The sequence below is a fragment of the Sulfitobacter sp. R86518 genome, assembly GCF_042466275.1.
Taxonomy (GTDB): domain Bacteria; phylum Pseudomonadota; class Alphaproteobacteria; order Rhodobacterales; family Rhodobacteraceae; genus Sulfitobacter; species Sulfitobacter pontiacus.
Genome location: NZ_JAXHCA010000007.1, coordinates 51,140 through 68,928 on the forward strand (window position 1 = coordinate 51,140; position 17,789 = coordinate 68,928).

Below are 17,789 nucleotides of genomic sequence, written 5' to 3' on the forward strand. Positions count from 1 at the left end.
GAAAGTATAAAGAAAGGTCACCGCTATGAAATTCCGCAATCTTGGTGCCAGGCTGGGCGCCGTTTCTGCTATTGGATTGGGCTGCATGGGAATGTCCGAGTTCTATGGGCCCTCCGACAAAGCTCAATCGCTCGCGACGTTGGAGCATGCGCTCGAAAAAGGTATAACATTTTTCGACACTGCTGATACTTATGGTCTTGGCCACAACGAGGAACTGCTCAACAGCTTTCTCGCTCGCCACCGAGACCAAATCACACTCGCAACCAAATTCGGCATTGTGCGCGATGGTCCGCTTGCGGACCGCCGCATTGATAATACCCCAGCCTACATTGCCAAAGCCAATGAAGCGTCTCTCAAACGCTTAGGCATCGATGTGATTGACCTTTATTATGCCCACCGCCTGAACCCGGCCGTGCCGGTCGAGGAGACCGTGGGTGCGATGGCTGATCTCGTCACGCAGGGCAAGGTTCGCGGCTTGGGGCTTAGTGAGGTCTCAGCCGAGACTCTGCGCCGCGCCCATGCCGTCCACCCGATTGCCGCAGTGCAGTCGGAATACTCCCTGTGGACGCGTGACCCGGAAGACGGCATCTTGGAGACCTGCAAAGAGCTTGGCGTCGCCTTTGTTCCCTACAGCCCGCTTGGTCGGGGCTTTTTGACAGGGAAGATCAGGTCAGTCGATGACATGGCAGCCGACGATTTCAGGCGGACATCTCAGCCGCGATTCGAGCGCGCGAATTTGCAGAAGAACTTGGCTATGGTTGATACCCTGACTGCATTGGCAGAGTCAAAGGGGTGCACCCCGGCGCAGTTAGCTTTGGCCTGGGTTCTGGCGCAGGGCGATCATGTCATCCCAATTCCCGGCACACGCACCGAACGCTATGTCGACGAAAACATTGCGGCGGCGGCGTTGTCGTTGACAGCAGACGATCTCTCTGGCCTTGATCAAATTGCACCGAAAGGTACAATCAACGGTGAGCGCTATACCGTTGAAGGCATGCAGCACGTCAACAAGTAACGTAACCGGTGTCTACGCCCTATCGGGGATCAACTCTTCGGCTTCAAGTTCCAATGCTGGATCTTATTGAAAGCGGCGGTGCAAAATTAGTCCACGGCAGCGGCGACATAGCCCTTAGGCGGGCAGAGCAAGACTCGACCACTTTGCCCTTCCTGTGGGAGCAGGGAGGGCGTGAAGTGATACCGGGGCATTCGGTATAAGGCCTAGAGCCCTTTGCAACCACCGCCGCCATTCAACAAGCGTTACTGCTGGAGGGAGTGGACAAAACATGGGGGTCATCTTCGTCGTTGCGGCCCGTGCTAAGGTGAGTTCTTTGCGTGGGGGGGGCTGCCATGGACGTACGGATTTCAATCGAAACTACCTTCGACAACGGGGAGAAGCGCACTCATCAGCTTGACGGCATTTCTCGACCCTACCGGGTGACCTGTCCAGACGGGATCGGGTTGCGCCTTGAGGATGGGAAGAGGGTTGTCGAACAGATTCAGCGGGCAATTCTTTGCGATCAGGTTGAGGAAATCATCCGAGAAAGCCGCGTATGCCCGGATTGCGCCTCGGTTCGTGCCATTCATGACTATCGCACGCGCGATCTCGACACGCTCTTTGGGCGGGTTCGGGTCAAAGCCGCGCGCTTGCGCCGCTGTTCTTGTGATGCCAGGTCAGCGGCGATGCCCGGCGGACCTATTTCTCCGCTGGCCTATTTCTTTCCTGACCGGGCTACCCCGGAGCTGCAGCGGCTCTATGCGGAACTCGGGTCCCGGCATTCCTTTCGCGAAGCCGCGCGGCTGATGAAAAGCTTCCTCCCCTGCCATCCGCCCCATCACACCACGGTGCGTGACCGGTTGGGAAGAGTAGCCACTGCGCTCGAGAAAAATCGAAGGGCATCAGGCGATCCCGTTGAAGCACCGCCCAAAGGTGGTTTGACGGTTTTTCTGGACGGTGCGCATATCCGCTGTCGACCGGAGTATCAGCAGCGACACCTGGATCTTGTGGTCGGTAAGATTGAAAGTCGCAATATGTGCCGACGATTTGGCTTGGTCGCCAATGCGACTGCATCGCCAGGCAGCCGGATGCGAGAAGAGCTGTCAGACTTTGGATGGAAGCCGGGCCGTCTGTTGACGGTAATCTCTGATGGCGAGCTTGCCCTCCCGAACCTCATACGGAATGCCATGGGTGGCGACGGCCAGGTGAAGCATATCCTCGACTGGTGGCACATCTCGATGCGCATTCGACATGTCGAGGCCGCCGTTCAGGGTCTGGTCCAGATACCGGGATTCACTGGAATTCCGGTGCTGTTCCAGCGCCCCGCGAAAAGCCTCCGCTGGTGGCTGTGGCATGGCAGAGCACGGGTCGCGGAAACTTATCTGAAAGGGCTCATGTATGATTGCACCCGCCTTGCGGAAGAGCCCCTGGCTGTCCGCACCGCTGCCGCTCGTGTGCAGGCCCGCTGCGAGACACTGTACACCTATCTCGCGAACAACATGGAATCCCTTGTCGACTATGGCCGACGGTACCGTAACGGGCAGCCCATCTCGTCATCTCGTGCCGAAGGGTCAGTCGATGACATTGCCAATGCCTGAATGGGAAAGCGCAGAAGGATGCGGTGGTCGCCCAAAGGGGCTCACCGAGTAGCCGTCACAAGGGCCGCAGTTCTCGATGGTCGGCTGACCGTCGCAAACAGAAAACGCGCCGCATGACCACCATGTTCTGTCCACTCCCTCGAATGCCGTCGCCTTGGATTATAGAAGCGGTCGATGTAGTCGAACACGTCGGCGCGTGCCGCGTCACGGGTGCGGTAGACCTTGCGGGCTGCCCGTTCGATCTTCAGCGACGAGAAGAAGGCCGCGCATTGACGTCAATGTGCCGACCTGAACCAATCTATTAGCACTGTCAGGCCTCTGGATTTCAAGTCGGGTGCAACTTTTCCTGTTGAATATCCGAACCCACCCCGGACGTCCGATAGAGGCCATTATGTTCTCCGAGATTGGGCGGTCGGATCGCGGCAGAAAGCGCCATGCGCCGAAAACGGATTGGGCAGGCGACCAGGGGCAGGTTATCGTCGCCGCCGGTCAGCAGTCCGCGCGCCTCTATCTGCGGGTCCGAAAACACCGCTGCAATGTCGTTGATCGCCGCGGCCGGAACGCCATGTGTGTCGAGAATGGCCAACCAGGTTCTGGTGGTTCCGTTTCTCAGCACCGGTGCAAGCGCATCCTCCAGCGCCTTCTGATTGCCCACCCGCAGCGCGTTGGTGGCAAAGCGCGGATCTGTGGCAAGGTCCGGCGCCCCGAGCCCGTCACAAAGTCTCTGAAACTGGCTGTCATTGCCCACGGCCACCACCATCGCCCCGTCGGCCGTCTGGAAATCCTGATAGGGCGCGATGTTGGGGTGTACATTTCCGGATCTGCCCGGGGCTGTGCCGCTGACAAGGTAGTTCTGCGCCTGGTTCGCCAGCGTGGCGATCTGCACATCCAGAAGGCTGAGATCGATGTAGTCGCCGCGCCCGCTGCGCGCCCGCTCGTGCACGGCGGCGAGGATGGCAGAGGTTGCATACAGTCCCGTCATGATATCCGCGAGAGCGACACCGGCCTTCATCGGGCGCCCTTCGCTTTCGCCGGTGACGCTCATCAGCCCGCCCATGGCCTGCACCAGCAGGTCGTATCCCGGACGGTGGCGATGCGGGCCGGTCTGACCGAACCCGGTGATGGAACAATAGATCAGCCCGGAGTTTTCGGCCGACAGCGTGTCATAATCCAGCCCCATCCGGTTGGTCCCGCCGACGCGGAAATTCTCGATCAGTATGTCGCTTTGCCTGGCCAGATCCCGGGCAAGGTCGCGGCCACGGCTGGTGCTCAGATCCGCTTCTACCGATTTCTTGCCGCGATTGGCGGAGAGGAAATAGGCGCTTTCACCCCGGCTGCCGTCCGGCAGCGCGGCAAAGGGTGGACCCCAGCTGCGGGTGTCGTCCCCGGTCCCCGGGCGTTCGAGCTTGATCACCTCGGCGCCCAGATCTGCCAGAAGCTGGGTCGCCCATGGCCCGGCCAGAACCCGTGTAAGATCGAGCACCCTCAGACCGGCCAGCGGCGTTGCGTCGCTCACGCGAAGGCTGCGATGCCGGTGATCGCCCTCCCGAGGATCAGGGCATGAATGTCGTGCGTGCCTTCGTAGGTGTTCACGGTTTCAAGGTTCGCGGCAATCCGCATGACATCATAGTCTTCCGAGATGCCGTTGCCGCCGTGCATGTCGCGGGCGACCCGCGCGATGTCCAGCGCTTTGCCGCAGTTGTTTCGCTTGATCAGGGATATCACCTCTGAGGGCAGCCGACCGTCGTCCATAAGCCGCCCCGCGCGCAGCACGGTTTGCAGCCCGAGCACGATTTCGGTCTGCATGTCGGCCAGCTTTTTCTGCACCAGTTGCGTCGCCGCCAGTGGCCGCCCGAACTGCCGCCGGTCCAGGGTGTAGGTCCGGGCCTTGTCAAAGCAGGTCTCGGCGGCCCCCATCACCCCCCAGGCGATACCGTACCGCGCCCGGTTGAGACAGCCAAACGGACCTTTGATGCCCGATACGCCGGGCAGCAAGGCGTCTTCGCCAACCTCGACATCCGCCATCACGATCTGCCCGGTGGTCGAGGCGCGCAGCGACAGCTTGCCGTCGATCTTTGGTGCGGAGAGCCCCTTCATGCCCTTTTCCAGAACAAAGCCGCGTATCGCATCATCATGCGCCGCCGATTTGGCCCAGACCACAAACACATCTGCCAGCGGGCTGTTGCTGATCCAGGTTTTTGTGCCGTTCAGCCTGTAGCCGCCGCCCGCCAGCGGCGATGCCCGGGTCCGCATTCCGGCAGGATCCGACCCGGCATCCGGTTCTGTCAGGCCAAAGCACCCGATCTTTTCACCCGAAATCAGACCGGGCAGATGACGGGCCTTTTGTGCCGCGCTGCCGTAGGCGTGGATCGGGTGGATCACCAGCGATGACTGCACCGACATCATCGATCGGTAGCCGCTGTCCACCCGTTCGACCTCGCGGGCGGCAAGACCGTAGGCGACGTAGCTGGCGCCGACACCGCCGTCCGTTTCGGGCACCGTGATGCCCAGCAGACCAAGATCGCCCATTTCGGAAAAGATCGCCGGATCGGTCTGTTCCTCGCGATAGGCCTGGCGCACGCGGGGCAGAAGCTTGTCCTTGCAATAGGCGCGTGCGCTGTCGCGGATCATCCGTTCATCGCCCGTCAGCTGATCGTCCAGCGCAAGTGGATCAGACCAGTCAAATGCGGCGCGGACTGTGTTTGTGTCGTTTTTCATGGAACGGAGCCTCCCTTTTGGCCACCTAACGAGTTGCCTGACTTGTTATCCAGAGGTTATTGATGCAATTAATTGTTCCACTTCTTGCATGGGTTCTTTATGGCTCTTCCTGAAATTCCTGATCTCAGCACGCGGCAGATTCAGGCCGTTCTGGCCGTGGCCGAATACCGCAGCTTCATCGCGGCGGCGGCCTATATGCGCATTTCCCAGCCCGCCCTGACTCGCACCATCCAGCGGATCGAGGATGTTCTGGGGATTGCCCTGTTCAACCGAACGACACGCAGCGTGGAGGTTACGCAGGCCGGGCGTGAATTCATCGCGATGGCAGAGCGCATCCTCAACGATCTCAAGCTGTCGAGCCGCAGTCTGCGCGATCTGATCGACGAAAAACGTGGGCAGGTCATCCTGTCCTCGATCATGTCGATCGCCAACAATCGTCTTCCGGCGATCATCGCAGAGTATCGGCTGTCGCGTCCGGCGATCGAAATCTATGTGCGGGAAGGAGTGCATGGGCAGGCGCTGGAGGAGGTCCGTGGCGGCGCCGCCGATTTCGGTCTGTCCTACATCGATGACCTTCCACCCGGGTTGACGGCAGAGCCGCTGGGCGAAGAATTCTTTTATCTGGCGCTGCCCGAAGGTCACCCGCTGACCGCGCTGCAAAAGGTGGCGCTGACCGACCTTGTCGATGTGCCTTTGGTGGGCCTGCCGCAGAACGCACAGACGCGCCGGATCATCGACGGGACTGCGGCCATACAGCAGATTTCGCTGACCTATTCCGTGACCGTGACGCAATCCCCGACGATGATGAAGTTCGTCTCTCAGGGGGTCGGGCCGGCAATCGTGCCGTTCGGCACGACAATCGGCCGCCGGGACGAAGGTATCGTCTATCGCCCGCTGCACAGTCCGCGCATCCGGCGGCGGTTCGGCATCATCATGCTGGAGGATCGGTCGCCATCACCGGCCGCATTGGGTCTTCTTGACGCGATCCGGTCGTTCTGGCTGCACGATGAGCGGCACCATGATGAGCCGGTCTGATTATTGCGTTTTGTGCATCAAACTTACGTATCAATAAGAGATAGGGAATTTCCACGCGGCTTTGTAACGTCCCGGTATCAGATCAAAACCTGGGAGAGCGGCATGGCCGGACTGGAAGAACTCAAGATGTATTCGGACTTCAAAAGCCCGTATGCATTCCTCGCATTCAAGCCATTTTACGAACTGGCAAACGACTTTGCCATCCATCCGCGGTGGATCCCGTTCCAGTTGCGGATCAAGGGCAAGGGCCAGCGCAGCGTTTATTCGGAATACAAGGTCAAGTATTCCTACATGGATGCCCGCCGCAGCGCCAACATGGACGGCGGTCTCATGCTGCGCGGTCCGCTCAAGATCTTTGATACCACCCCGGCGCTGATCGGCGGCCTGTTTGCGCAACTGCAGGGCCGCGACATGGATTATGGGCTGAAGGCGTTCGAGCTGTTCTTCTGCCGGGAATTCGCGGCGGACGAGGTGGATGCAACCGCTGACCTGATCGCCTCACTCGGCATGTCCGCCGAGGACTACCGCGCGTTCTACGACGGGCCGGGCAAAGACGCCTACGAGGCCTGCCAAGAGGAAGCGTCACAGGATCACATCTTTGGCGTTCCGATGTTCATATTGCGCGGAGAGCAGTTCTGGGGCCACGACCGGCTGGACATGTTGCGGCACCGGCTGCGGGATCTTGGGCTTGAGAAATCCGCTGTTGCGGCCACGGCCTGACGCCATGCTGGACCTGTATTTCTGGCCGACGCCCAACTGTTACAAGGTGGCGATCCTGTTGGAGGAGCTGGGCGAAAGCTATGCCGTCAAGCCGGTCCATCTCGGCAAGGGCGCACAACTGACCAAAGACTATCTGGCGGTGAATCCGAACAACAAGGTGCCCGCGATTGTCGATCCGGACGGGCCGGACGGGGCCCCGATCACGCTTTTTGAATCCGGGGCGATCATGCTTTATTTGGCGGACAAGGCGGGCGGAAAATTCATGGGGCTGGGGCCGCGGGGGCGGGCGGTCGTCACGCAGTGGCTGATGTTCCAGATGGCCGGGATCGGGCCGATGCTGGGTCAGGCACACCATTTCCGCCGCTATGCCCGGGACGACGTCCGCTATGCCATCGACCGGTACACCAACGAGGCGACGCGCCTGTACCGGGTTCTGGACCGCCGGCTGGGCGAGGCCGAATACCTTGCCGGTGCGTATTCGTTGGCCGACATGGCGACCTATCCCTGGATCCGCCCCCACAAGTGGCAAGGCCAGTCGCTGGACGACCACCCGAACCTTCAGCGGTGGTATTCGGCCATGCGCGCACGTCCCGCCGTCCAGAAGGCCGTCGAGGTGATGCGCGACCGGCTGGACCGCAACCGCGAGGTTCCCAAGGGCGAGGCCTGGGAAACGTTATTCGGTACGTCGCAATTCGACAGGAGCGTCAAACATGACTGATGCCAAAGCCATGCTGAGCGGCTACAGGGTTCTGGACCTGTCGCAGTTTGTCGCCGGTCCGACCTGTGCCCGTATCATGGGTGAATTGGGCGCCGACGTCATCAAGGTCGAGATGGCGCCGGGCGGCGATCGCGGCCGGATGTCGGGCATGCGGCCACAGGACGCGGCGCTGAGAAAGTCTAGCGCCAGCACCTATTACTTTCAGCACAACCATTCAAAGAAAAGCGTCGCCCTAGATTTGAAATCGGATGCGGGCAAGGCGATCCTGCTCGACCTTGTGCGGGTCTGCGACGTGCTGGTCGAAAACTTCAGCCCCGGTGTGATGGCGCGCATGGGGTTGGCGTGGGACGATCTGCGCGCGATCAATCCCGGGCTGGTCATGTGCTCGATCTCGCTTGCGGGGCAGGAGGGCATCCTGTCGGACCGGCCAGGGTTTGACTACATGGGTGCGGCCTATGCGGGGGTCACGGCGTCGATCGGCGAACCGGACCGCGCGCCGGGGCAGCTGCCGATCGCCATCGGTGACAGTGCGACCGGCGTGGCGGCGGCGATGGCCGTGGGCTATGCCCTGCTGCACCGCGAACGCACCGGCGAGGGTCAGCATGTCGAGAGCACGCTGATCGACACCTATTTCCACATGCACGAGGTTAACATCCCCAAGGTGTCTCTGGCCGGGGCGTCCGTGTTGCCGGAACGGTCGGGGTCGATGCATCCCGACGGCGGTCCCACCGGCGTGTTCCGCACACCGGGGGGCACTGCAATCTCGATCATGGTCATGCCGTATCAGTGGCCGCAATTCGTCGATGCCATCGGACTGCCGGATCTGGCGACGGATGCGCGCTATGGCACGCCAAAGGCACGCCGCGACAACAAACGCACGTTGGCGGATGTGATCGAAGACTGGCTTGCCGGGTTCGCATCGCGCGAGGCGGCGGTGGAACATCTGATGAAATATCGCATCCCCTGCGCGCCGATCCTGACGCTTGCCGAAGCGATGGACCATCCGCACCACATCGCCCGCGGGACGGTTCGCACCGTCCACGACCGGCACATCGGCGACTTCAAGATCCCGGGAATGCCGGCGCGGTTTTCGGCCTGGCCCCAGGAACAGGCACCTTCGGCTGCGTTGCTGGGCGAACATAACGAAGAGGTCCTGAAGACCGTTCTTGGCAAATCCGAGAGCGATATCGCCGCCCTGTACCAGAGCGGCGTTCTGATCCGGGATCCGCTGATCGCGGAGTCCGAACCGTCCGCCCTGCGCGAGGAGGAACGCGCGCAGGGATAGACGGAAAACCACAAAAAAGGGAGGAAAAAACATGAAATTCAATGGATTGTTCGCGGCCGCCTTGGCCGCGGCGGCGCTGCTTGCGGCCGGTGCACAGGCTCAGGACCGCGACGGATGGCCGTCAAGCCTGACCATCGGCACGGCAAGCCAGGGCGGGACGCTTTACAGCTACGGCGCCGGGACGGGGGCGATGATCGCCGAAGAGCTGGGCCTGAACGTCAGTGCCGAAATCACCGGAGGCCCGGTGCAGAACGTGACGCTGGTGCAGACCGGAGAGCATGACATCGGCCTGATGACCATGGGCCCGATGTACGAAGCCTGGACCGGGAAAAGCGAACTGGCGCCGGGTCTGGAACACAAGGACATCCGCGCGCTGTTCCCGATGTACACCTCGGCGTTTCATGCCGTCGCGCTGAGATCCAGCGGCATCGGTTCGATCGCGGATCTTGACGGTCGGCGGGTCAGCGTGGGCCCCGCCGGCGGCACGCCGGGCACCTATTGGCCGCGCATCTTTGACGCTCTGGGTGTTGCGCCCAGGATCTCCTACACCAGCGGTTCGGATGCGGCTGACCAGCTCAAGGACGGGCTGATCGATGCCTATTTCTTTGCCGCCGGGCTGCCGGTGTCGTCGTTCAGCCAGCTTGATGCGGAAGCGGACGTGACCATCTTTGGCTTCACGTCGGAGGAGCAGGAAAAGGTGCTTGCGGGATTCCCGTCGGTGGCGAAGTTCACGGTTCCCGCCGGCACCTATCCAAGCCAGACCGAAGATCTCAACTCAGTCGCGATGTGGAATTTCGCCGTGGCCAACAAGTCCATGCCGGAAAGCCTGGCCTACGAGATCACCAAGCTGGTTCTGGGCAACAACGACCGGATGCTTCAGGTCCATGCTGCATCGCGTGAGACCGTGATCGGAAACTGGAAGAACAACAGTTTCCTGCCGTTCCACGCCGGGGCGGTCCGTTACCTTGAGGAACAGGGTCAGGTGATCCCCCCCGAGTTGCGCGACTGAGCCGGCGCCTGCCTGCCTGTCGGGTGACGGGCGGGCGGGCAGTCTTTGGATACCTGTGGGAGGATGGTCGATGACGGACATCGCAGGGGCGCCAGCGCCCGAACAGCACGACGCCGACCTGAGACAGGCCGTCGACGACGAGATCGTTGCTGCCAACCAGCGCACCTATCGCGGATCCGCGGGGGTGCTGGTCGCGACGGCCTGCATTCTTTACACGGCCTTCCATATCTTTGTGATGAACTTCTATCCGCTGGAAACATGGGTCTACCGGCTTGTCCATGTCAGCGGCGGTCTGGCGCTTGGCTACATCGTGTTTGCGACGCGGGCGATGGACACCGGGCGCGTTTCGGACCCGCGCCTGTCCATGTTCGGGGGCGTGCTGGCCGCGCTGTCCGGCCTGGCCGTGGCCTTTGCGGCCGCGTCGATCACACGGGCGATCCTGCAAAACGATCTGATCGTGACCGGCGCCCCTGCGGGCAAGATGGTCGCGACATTCGGATACCCGCTCATCTTTGGCACGAGCGCCGCCATTCTGGCCTCCTGGCTGTGCGGTCCCGGGGGGCGCAACCGTCTGTGTCTGGCCGATGCGGTGCTGGCGCTGGCCGCGATCACTGTGGGCACCTACATCATTGCGCATGCTGAATTCCTGCGTGTCCGTGCCCAGGTCTTTCCCCATCCGAACGACATGTGGGCCGCGGTCGCCGGAATCCTTCTGATCCTCGAAATGACGCGGCGGCTCGCGGGGATGGCCCTGGTCATCATCGTGACCGTCTTCATCCTCTATGCCTTTGTCGGCCCGTGGCTGCCGGGCGAGTTGTATCACGGCGGGTATGCGCCGGCCCGGTTCTTTGCCTTTCTCTATACCGACAATGGCATCCTGGGTCCGACCACCGCGATTTCGTCGACCTACCTGATCCTGTTCATCACCTTTGCGGCGTTCCTTCAGGCCAGCCGCGTCGGAGAATATTTCGTCAGTCTGGCCTTTGCGGCGGCGGGCGGCGCCCGCGGCGGTCCGGCAAAGGTCGCGATCTTCGGGTCCGGGCTGATGGGGATGATCAACGGCACATCGGCCGGGAATGTCGTTGCCACCGGGTCGCTGACCATTCCGATGATGAAGCGGGTCGGCTACCGTCCGCAAACCGCGGCGGCGGTCGAGGCCGCGGCAAGTTCCGGCGGGCAGATCATGCCGCCGATCATGGGTGCCGGCGCCTTTATCATGGCCGAGATCACCGGCATTCCCTACACCGAGATCGCCATCGCGGCGCTGATCCCTGCCGCGCTGTATTTCGTTTCGATCTATGCGATGGTGGATTTCGCGGCGCTCAGGCTGGGCATGCGTGGCCTGCCGCGCAGCGAATTGCCCGAGCTGAACACATTGGTCCGGCGCGCCTTTCTGTTCATCCCGGTGGTGATCCTGATCGGCGCGCTGTTCGCGGGATATTCGGTGATCCGGGCGGGGACTTATGCCATGGTCGCGTCGGTCGTGGTCAGTTGGCTGACGCCGCAGCGGATGGGGCCGCGACAGATCCTTTTTGCTCTGGAAATCGCCGCAAGGATGTCCTTGCAACTGGTTGCGGTCTGCGCCGCCGCCGGAATCATCGTCGGCGTCATCTCTCTGACGGGGATCGGGTCGCGGTTTGCGTCGATGCTTTTGGGCATAGCGCAGACTAATCAGTTGCTGGCGCTGGTTTTCACCATGTGCGTCTGTGTCATCCTCGGGATGGGAATGCCTACCACCGCTGCTTATGCCGTGGCTGCGTCGGTCATGGCGCCGGGGCTGATCCGGGTCGGGATCGACCCGATGGTCGCGCATTTCTTTATCTTCTACTATGCGGTGATGTCGGCAATCACGCCGCCGGTGGCGTTGGCGGCCTATGCCGGCGCGGCGATCGCGCGATCCGACCCGATGACCACGTCGTTCGAAAGCTTCCGCATCGGAATCGCCGCCTTTGTGGTGCCGTTCATGATCTACTACGCGCCCGGGCTGCTGATGCAGGGAAGCTGGGTCGACATCGTGCATGTGAGCGTAACGGCCCTGATCGGCGTGATCCTGCTGGCGTCAGCGGTGCAGGGATGGTTGACGGCACTGCTGACGATCCCGCATAGGGTGATCATCTTTGCCGCAGGTCTGGCGATGATATATGGCGGATGGAGCTCGGACATCCTTGGGCTGGGCGCGGCGGTGCTGGTCGCCGTCTGGCAGCGCCGGGCGGCGTCTGAAGCAAAGATGGTGCCCGATGCAGAGCGGTAGCGCGGAGGTGACCGGGCCAAAGATCTATGGCTCGGCGGGGCAGGCAGTCGAAGGGCTGCTGTTCGACGGCATGACGATTGCGGCGGGCGGGTTCGGATTGTGCGGGCTGCCGGAGCTATTGATCGAAGCGATCCGCGCGGCCGGGACACGCAACATCACCTTTGCCTCGAACAATGGCGGGCTGGACGATTTCGGCATCGGAAGATTGATCGGCAACCGGCAGGTGAGGAAGATGATCAGCTCTTACATCGGCGGCAATGCCGAATTCATGCGGCAGTATCTGGCGAGCGAGCTGGAGGTCGAATTCGTGCCGCAAGGAACACTGGCCGAACGGATGCGCGCCGGCGGGGCCGGGATACCCGCGTTTTATACGCCAACCGGCGCCGGGACCGAGATTGCCGACGGCAAGCCGCGGGCGGAATTCGGCGGCCGCCTGTGCATCCTTGAACAGGCGATCACCGCGGATCTGGCGATCGTTAAGGCGTGGCGGGCTGATCCCGAAGGCAACCTGATGTTTCGCAAGACCGCGCGGAACTTCAACCCCCTCGCGGCGGGCTGCGGGCGCGTCTGCATCGCCGAGGTCGAAGAGATCGTGGCGCCCGGCGGGATCGACCCCGATCATGTGCATCTGCCGGGGATCTACGTGCAGCGCATTGTCACCGGCGTCCATGCCAAGCCGATCGAGCGGCTGACCCTGGCCGGAGGCGCGGGTTGATGGGCTGGACACGGGATCAGATGGCGGCGCAGGTCGCGCGTGAATTTTGCGACGGGATGTATGTCAACCTCGGCATCGGCATTCCGACGTTGGCCGCGAACCACGTTCCACCGGGCTGTCGCGTAATCCTGCACTCAGAGAACGGGATGCTGGGCATGGGTCCTTTCCCGACGCCCGGAGACGAGGATGCCGATCTGATCAACGCGGGCAAGCAGACGATTACAGCGTTGCCGACCAGCGTCTTCTTTGACAGCGCGACAAGCTTTGGCATGATCCGCGCGGGCAAGATCGACCTTGCAGTCCTTGGCGCGCTTGAGGTGGCGCAAAACGGCGATATCGCGAACTGGAAGGTTCCAGGCAGGATGGTGCGTGGAATCGGAGGGGCCATGGATTTGGTGGCTGGCGCCAGGCGCATCGTCGCCGTGATGGATCATCAGACCCGGGAAGGCACGCCGAAGATCCGGATCAGATGTTCCCTGCCACTGACCGGACAGGCGGTCGTGTCCCGCATCATCACAAATCTCTGCATTCTGGATGTTTCGGACGACCGCCTTGAGCTTGTCGAACTCGCACCTGGCGTTTCCGCGAACGACGTCATTTCAAGGACCGAGCCCGAGATTTTCATTCCCTGACCATCGACATAGGCAGCCGTTCGCTTGGGCCGCATTTCGCGCAGCGGTTGGCTCACGCACCCCGGATCGCCACGCTCTGTCATGCCAAATCTCCGTCGGTGTCCACAGACCTTCTGGCAGAGGTAGTGTCGCAAACTTTCAGAAAACAGTTGCGCTCTTTCAAGCCACGGTTCAGTGGGTGCGCTTACCAGGTCCAATATCAGGATCGAGACATTGATCAGTTTAAAAGGCGCGCATTACCCAAAATCTGTGATCTTGTACGCGGTCTATTTCTACATTGGGACTATCGCAACAAAATTACGAAAAAACTCGTCACAATCGCGAACGCCCTTTGCAAAAGTCGGCAGAAATGGACCAATCAACACGCTTGAGAGATACAGTTGCTAACGGGGGCAGGTGCGTTTTCCTGAAGTCGCGCACTTCGATCCCACAGCCACTCTCTTTTGTTGTTGATACTGCTAACAAACGGGCGGCATCCAACCGTGACAGATACTAGATCAGCAGAAATCGTCAGGATGTCTTGCGCTCTTCAATGGAGCCCGGCTAAGCTCGTTCGTAAACCTCCGCCGAGGGCCGTCTGGCTGGTGGGCTGTGAGATCGTTTATCGAGTGTCCTTATGGGCGCACACGAAGACACCCCCCGCATTCAAGTTTTGTCGGTCTCTGATACTGGCCGTCGCCGCCGTTGGTCAGATGACGAAAAGATCCGTATCGTTGAGGAAAGCTTTGGCGACGGCGTGACATTGGCTGAGGTAGCACGACGCCATGATGTTTCGCGGTCTCAGCTTTACGATTGGCGATATAGGCACAAGAATGGGCTGCTTGGGGCTGGCCCGCAATTTTTACGCGTTCTTCAGGTCGAAGACGGTTCTGGCCCTGATGATGTTCCAGCGCCGCCAGCGCCAGTATTGACGATCGACCTTGGCCCTCGGTGTCGCGTGACGATCCCGTCAGGTTTTGACATGGAAGCTGCTGCGCATCTGCTCAATGGCTTGATGGTGCGGTCATGATCGCGTTTCCGGCTGGAACGAAGGTGTGGATTGCAGGTGGTGTGACGGATATGCGCCGAGGCATGAATACTTTGGCGCTGACAGTGCAACAGGGGCTTGGGCGTGATCCGCATGCGGGCGAGATCTTTTGCTTTCGAGGCCGCAAGGGTGACTTGGTGAAGCTGCTCTGGCATGATGGGGTGGGCATGTCGTTATATTTGAAGCGTCTTGAGGCGGGGAAGTTCATCTGGCCGGTGAGCCAAGACGGGGCAGCTGTTGTGATATCTGCGGCGCAGTTGGGCTATCTTCTTGAGGGGATCGATTGGCGCAATCCACGCTGGACGCAAAGGCCCAAAGCGGCTGGATAATTTGTGCTGAAGCGGCTGTTTTTATTGGTGATTAACGTCTTTTGTGGTAAATATTTGCCATGTCACACGCCGCTTCCAAAATTGCCAGATTAAGCGCTGCACTTGCCGCGCAGACTGCCCGTGCGCAGGCTGCGGAAGCCGAATTGGCGCAGGCCCGCGCCCTGGCCTCCTGCACGGACGCAATAATCCAAGAATTGAAGCTGGAGATCGCCAAGCTGCGGCGCGACAAATACGGCATCTCCTCCGAGCGTCGCGCGCGGCTGATTGATCAGTTGGAATTGCAGCTTGAGGAATTGGAAGCGGCCGCAACGGAAGATGCGCTGGCGGCTGAACAGGCTGCGGACAAGACCAGTACCGTGCGTGCCTTCACGCGACGCAAGCCCGTGCGCAAACCCTTTCCCGACCATCTACCGCGCGAGCGTCACGTGGTAGAGGCCCCGACCAGCTGCACCTACTGTGGTTCAGACCGCGTCGTCAAAATGGGCGAGGATATTACGGAGACACTGGAGGTCATCCCACGCCAGTGGAAGGTGATCCAGACGGTCCGCGAGAAGTTCACTTGCCGAGCTTGCGAGAAGATCAGCCAACCGCCGGCCCCGTTCCACGCCATTCCACGCGGTTGGGCAGGGCCGCAACTGATCGCGATGATCGCCTTCGACAAGTATGGACAACACCAACCGTTGAACAGGCAATCCGAGCGCATTGCACGTGAGGGGATTGAGCTAAGTCTGTCCACCTTGGCTGATCTGATCGGTCATGCCTGTGTGGCGCTGACTCCCATTCATGCGTTGATCGCGCGCCATGTGCTGGCCGCTTGCACGGTGACGATACCACCGTGCCGCTTCTGGCGCGTGGCGGCACAAGGACGGCGCGACTGTGGACCTATGTGCGCGATGATCGACCGTGGGATGGGGGTGCGCCACCTGCCGCACTCTTCCACTTCTCAACAGATCGCCGGAAAGAACACCCAACACGGCATCTGGCCGAATGGCACGGTATTCTTCAGTCGGACGTGTATGGCGGCTACAATGATCTGTATCTCGCAGATCGTAGTCCAGGCCCGGTCCGTAGTGCGCTGTGTTGGAGCCATGCAAGGCGCAAGTTCTTTGAACTGGCCGACATCAAGGCCATAGCCCGCAAGGGCAAAAAGGTAGCGCAAGAGATCTCGCCCGTCGCGCTGGACGCTGTGACGCGGATCGATGCGATCTTTGCTGTCGAGCGTGAGATCACCGGCCTGTCAAATGCAGGGCGTCATGAAGCCCGGCAGCAGTGGGTAGCGCCGATGGTCAATGATCTGCATGATTGGATGCTGGCCGTGCGGGCCCGGATGTCAAAGCACAACCCTGTTGCCAAGGCGATCAACTACATGCTCGAGGGGACAGGCCGCTGGGAGGCCTTCACCGCATTCCTTGATGACGGGTGCCTTTGCCTAACGAACAATGCCGCCGAACGCGCGCTCAGAGGGATCGCATTGGGTAGAAAGTCATGGCTTTTTGCAGGGTCTGAACGCGGTGACGATAGGGCAGCCTTCATGTATACCCTCATCGTCACGGCAAAGATGAACGACATCGACCCGCAGTCATGGATGGCAGACGTCTTGGCGCGGCTACCCGATATGCCTGTGTCACGCCTACCAGAACTGTTGCCCTGGAATTGGAAGGCCGCCATGGAATTGAAGAGGATTGCTGCATGACATTGGTCGCGCGCCTCAAGGTCACATTGTCCGATGTCGAGCCTCAGGTGCTTCGGCGCTTTGATGTGCCCCTCAAGATCAAGCTGAACCGCCTGCATGATGTGATCCAAGCTGCCATGGGATGGACCGACAGTCACCTCTATGAGTTCAGGGCCGATGGCAGCGGCTGGGGCGTGCCAGATCCAGATGGTTTTTACGATGGCCCGATGCCCGCCAGCAAAACCAGCCTGTTTGACGTGATCGAAGATGTGGGAACCAAGACCATCCATTACATCTATGACTTTGGCGACAACTGGCACCACGTGATCAAGATCGAGAAAATCGATGATGCCATCGCGGCCGCCGCCTATCCACGCCTTGTCAGGGCCATCGGTGCTTGCCCTCCGGAAGATGTGGGGGGCTTCCCCGGCTACGCTGACTTCCTCGAAGCCATGGCCGACCCCAAGCACGAAGAACACGGCCAGATGCTGGAATGGTATGGGGGACAGTTCGACCCGGATGAGGCAGAGATCGGCCGCATCCTCGGTAACTTCGAGCGTCTTGCCAAAAAATGGGCCCCGAAGCCGCGTAAACTAAAAGCCGTACCCAAACACCTCTGATCAATACCGCGCGCCTACGGCCTTCGCCGAATGCTTACGCTCGTTCCCTTCCTTTGCAATTATTGCTGCTAGCCTCAAAAACTCCAACGCCTCCGCATCTGAAAGCCCAGCTCGAATTTTTGGATGAAGGTCTTGAACAATGGGGGTCAGATCCTTGAGAGCTTTTGCACCAATTGGCGTGAGTGATAGCTCACGTGCCCGGCGGTCCCGTTTGCTAACAACACGTTCCAGCAACCCTTTGCTTTCGAGCCGGTCGACGACGCCACCAATCGTTGCCCGATCATAGGCAATGAGCCCCGCAAGCCTCACCTGATCAATGCCGGGGTGAGACTTTATGGCGTTTAGTGCGGCAAACTGAACGGATGTTATGTCCAGTCCGTTTGACTTCATCCGGTCCTGGAAAACCGACGTCGAAATTTGATTTAGCCGTCGGATAAGATGACCTGCCATATTATATATCTCAATT

General features: G+C 60.6%; 15 protein-coding genes and 3 pseudogenes. 14 read left to right on the plus strand and 4 right to left on the minus strand.

The window, feature by feature from the left end:
• The first annotated feature begins 25 nt into the window (after window positions 1–25).
• Window positions 26–1,015, plus strand: a complete 990-nt coding sequence (locus SJY36_RS17250; RefSeq protein ID WP_386176714.1) for an aldo/keto reductase — start codon at window positions 26–28, stop codon at window positions 1,013–1,015.
• Window positions 1,016–1,347: 332 nt separating this feature from the next.
• Window positions 1,348–2,709: pseudogene (locus tag SJY36_RS17255) on the plus strand (ISKra4 family transposase).
• On the opposite strand, the pseudogene SJY36_RS17260 reads toward SJY36_RS17255, so the two are convergent.
• From SJY36_RS17260 to SJY36_RS17270, 3 genes and pseudogenes are all read right to left on the minus strand, one after another.
• A pseudogene (locus SJY36_RS17260) lies at window positions 2,634–2,855 on the minus strand (IS3 family transposase); the annotation flags it as partial. The pseudogenes SJY36_RS17255 and SJY36_RS17260 overlap by 76 nt on opposite strands.
• A gap of 62 nt (window positions 2,856–2,917) precedes the next feature.
• Window positions 2,918–4,108 (minus strand): CaiB/BaiF CoA-transferase family protein, encoded by a 1,191-nt coding sequence (locus SJY36_RS17265; protein WP_009573572.1) that lies wholly within the window; start codon window positions 4,106–4,108, stop codon window positions 2,918–2,920.
• Window positions 4,105–5,310, minus strand: a complete 1,206-nt coding sequence (locus SJY36_RS17270; protein WP_386176715.1) for an acyl-CoA dehydrogenase — start codon at window positions 5,308–5,310, stop codon at window positions 4,105–4,107. Before SJY36_RS17270 ends, SJY36_RS17265 begins: the two co-directional genes overlap by 4 nt.
• Before the next feature lie 99 nt (window positions 5,311–5,409).
• Between SJY36_RS17270 and SJY36_RS17275 the strand changes: the two genes are divergently transcribed.
• From SJY36_RS17275 to SJY36_RS17330, 12 genes and pseudogenes are all read left to right on the plus strand, one after another.
• Complete coding sequence (locus SJY36_RS17275) at window positions 5,410–6,345, plus strand: LysR family transcriptional regulator (protein WP_386176716.1); 936 nt, start codon at window positions 5,410–5,412, stop codon at window positions 6,343–6,345.
• A 102-nt stretch (window positions 6,346–6,447) separates the two neighbouring features.
• Entirely contained in the window at window positions 6,448–7,065 is a 618-nt protein-coding gene (locus SJY36_RS17280; RefSeq protein ID WP_386176717.1) for a DsbA family protein, read from the plus strand.
• Window positions 7,066–7,069: 4 nt separating this feature from the next.
• Window positions 7,070–7,783: a glutathione S-transferase family protein gene (locus SJY36_RS17285; RefSeq protein ID WP_386176718.1), complete on the plus strand. Its 714-nt coding sequence runs from the start codon at window positions 7,070–7,072 to the stop codon at window positions 7,781–7,783.
• Complete coding sequence (locus SJY36_RS17290) at window positions 7,776–9,068, plus strand: CaiB/BaiF CoA transferase family protein (protein WP_386176719.1); 1,293 nt, start codon at window positions 7,776–7,778, stop codon at window positions 9,066–9,068. Before SJY36_RS17285 ends, SJY36_RS17290 begins: the two co-directional genes overlap by 8 nt.
• A 31-nt stretch (window positions 9,069–9,099) precedes the next feature.
• Complete coding sequence (locus SJY36_RS17295; protein WP_386176720.1) at window positions 9,100–10,077, plus strand: TAXI family TRAP transporter solute-binding subunit; 978 nt, start codon at window positions 9,100–9,102, stop codon at window positions 10,075–10,077.
• A gap of 70 nt (window positions 10,078–10,147) precedes the next feature.
• The gene (locus SJY36_RS17300; protein ID WP_386176721.1) at window positions 10,148–12,328 is read left to right on the plus strand and encodes a TRAP transporter permease; all 2,181 of its coding nucleotides are present in this window, start codon (window positions 10,148–10,150) and stop codon (window positions 12,326–12,328) included.
• Complete coding sequence (locus SJY36_RS17305; RefSeq protein ID WP_386176722.1) at window positions 12,315–13,043, plus strand: CoA transferase subunit A; 729 nt, start codon at window positions 12,315–12,317, stop codon at window positions 13,041–13,043. The genes SJY36_RS17300 and SJY36_RS17305 overlap by 14 nt, the downstream gene beginning before the upstream one ends.
• Window positions 13,043–13,675 carry a 3-oxoacid CoA-transferase subunit B gene (locus SJY36_RS17310; RefSeq protein WP_386176723.1) on the plus strand — a complete coding sequence of 211 codons (633 nt, stop codon included), beginning with the start codon at window positions 13,043–13,045 and terminating at the stop codon, window positions 13,673–13,675. Before SJY36_RS17305 ends, SJY36_RS17310 begins: the two co-directional genes overlap by 1 nt.
• A gap of 616 nt (window positions 13,676–14,291) precedes the next feature.
• A complete protein-coding gene (locus tag SJY36_RS17315; protein WP_386176724.1) occupies window positions 14,292–14,684 on the plus strand; it encodes a transposase in 393 nt (130 codons plus the stop codon).
• Entirely contained in the window at window positions 14,681–15,031 is a 351-nt protein-coding gene (gene tnpB / locus SJY36_RS17320; RefSeq protein WP_386176725.1) for an IS66 family insertion sequence element accessory protein TnpB, read from the plus strand. Before SJY36_RS17315 ends, tnpB begins: the two co-directional genes overlap by 4 nt.
• A gap of 59 nt (window positions 15,032–15,090) precedes the next feature.
• A pseudogene (locus SJY36_RS17325) lies at window positions 15,091–16,724 on the plus strand (IS66 family transposase).
• Window positions 16,721–17,323, plus strand: a complete 603-nt coding sequence (locus SJY36_RS17330) for a plasmid pRiA4b ORF-3 family protein (RefSeq protein ID WP_386176726.1) — start codon at window positions 16,721–16,723, stop codon at window positions 17,321–17,323. The pseudogene SJY36_RS17325 and the gene SJY36_RS17330 overlap by 4 nt, the downstream one beginning before the upstream one ends.
• Here SJY36_RS17330 and SJY36_RS17335 read toward each other — a convergent pair whose 3' ends face one another.
• Entirely contained in the window at window positions 17,324–17,773 is a 450-nt protein-coding gene (locus SJY36_RS17335) for a MarR family winged helix-turn-helix transcriptional regulator (RefSeq protein WP_386176727.1), read from the minus strand.
• Window positions 17,774–17,789 lie beyond the last annotated feature (16 nt).

Excerpts from the sequence above, each read along its gene's own strand:
- SJY36_RS17250 (WP_386176714.1), top strand. The coding sequence starts at position 26 with ATGAAATTCCGCAATCTTGGTGCCAGGCTGGGCGCCGTTTCTGCTATT.
- SJY36_RS17270 (WP_386176715.1), bottom strand. The coding sequence starts at position 5,310 with ATGAAAAACGACACAAACACAGTCCGCGCCGCATTTGACTGGTCTGAT.
- SJY36_RS17275 (WP_386176716.1), top strand. The coding sequence starts at position 5,410 with ATGGCTCTTCCTGAAATTCCTGATCTCAGCACGCGGCAGATTCAGGCC.
- SJY36_RS17280 (WP_386176717.1), top strand. The coding sequence starts at position 6,448 with ATGGCCGGACTGGAAGAACTCAAGATGTATTCGGACTTCAAAAGCCCG.
- SJY36_RS17285 (WP_386176718.1), top strand. The coding sequence starts at position 7,070 with ATGCTGGACCTGTATTTCTGGCCGACGCCCAACTGTTACAAGGTGGCG.
- SJY36_RS17290 (WP_386176719.1), top strand. The coding sequence starts at position 7,776 with ATGACTGATGCCAAAGCCATGCTGAGCGGCTACAGGGTTCTGGACCTG.
- SJY36_RS17295 (WP_386176720.1), top strand. The coding sequence starts at position 9,100 with ATGAAATTCAATGGATTGTTCGCGGCCGCCTTGGCCGCGGCGGCGCTG.
- SJY36_RS17300 (WP_386176721.1), top strand. The coding sequence starts at position 10,148 with ATGACGGACATCGCAGGGGCGCCAGCGCCCGAACAGCACGACGCCGAC.
- SJY36_RS17305 (WP_386176722.1), top strand. The coding sequence starts at position 12,315 with ATGCAGAGCGGTAGCGCGGAGGTGACCGGGCCAAAGATCTATGGCTCG.
- SJY36_RS17310 (WP_386176723.1), top strand. The coding sequence starts at position 13,043 with ATGGGCTGGACACGGGATCAGATGGCGGCGCAGGTCGCGCGTGAATTT.
- SJY36_RS17315 (WP_386176724.1), top strand. The coding sequence starts at position 14,292 with ATGGGCGCACACGAAGACACCCCCCGCATTCAAGTTTTGTCGGTCTCT.
- tnpB (WP_386176725.1), top strand. The coding sequence starts at position 14,681 with ATGATCGCGTTTCCGGCTGGAACGAAGGTGTGGATTGCAGGTGGTGTG.
- SJY36_RS17330 (WP_386176726.1), top strand. The coding sequence starts at position 16,721 with ATGACATTGGTCGCGCGCCTCAAGGTCACATTGTCCGATGTCGAGCCT.
- SJY36_RS17335 (WP_386176727.1), bottom strand. The coding sequence starts at position 17,773 with ATGGCAGGTCATCTTATCCGACGGCTAAATCAAATTTCGACGTCGGTT.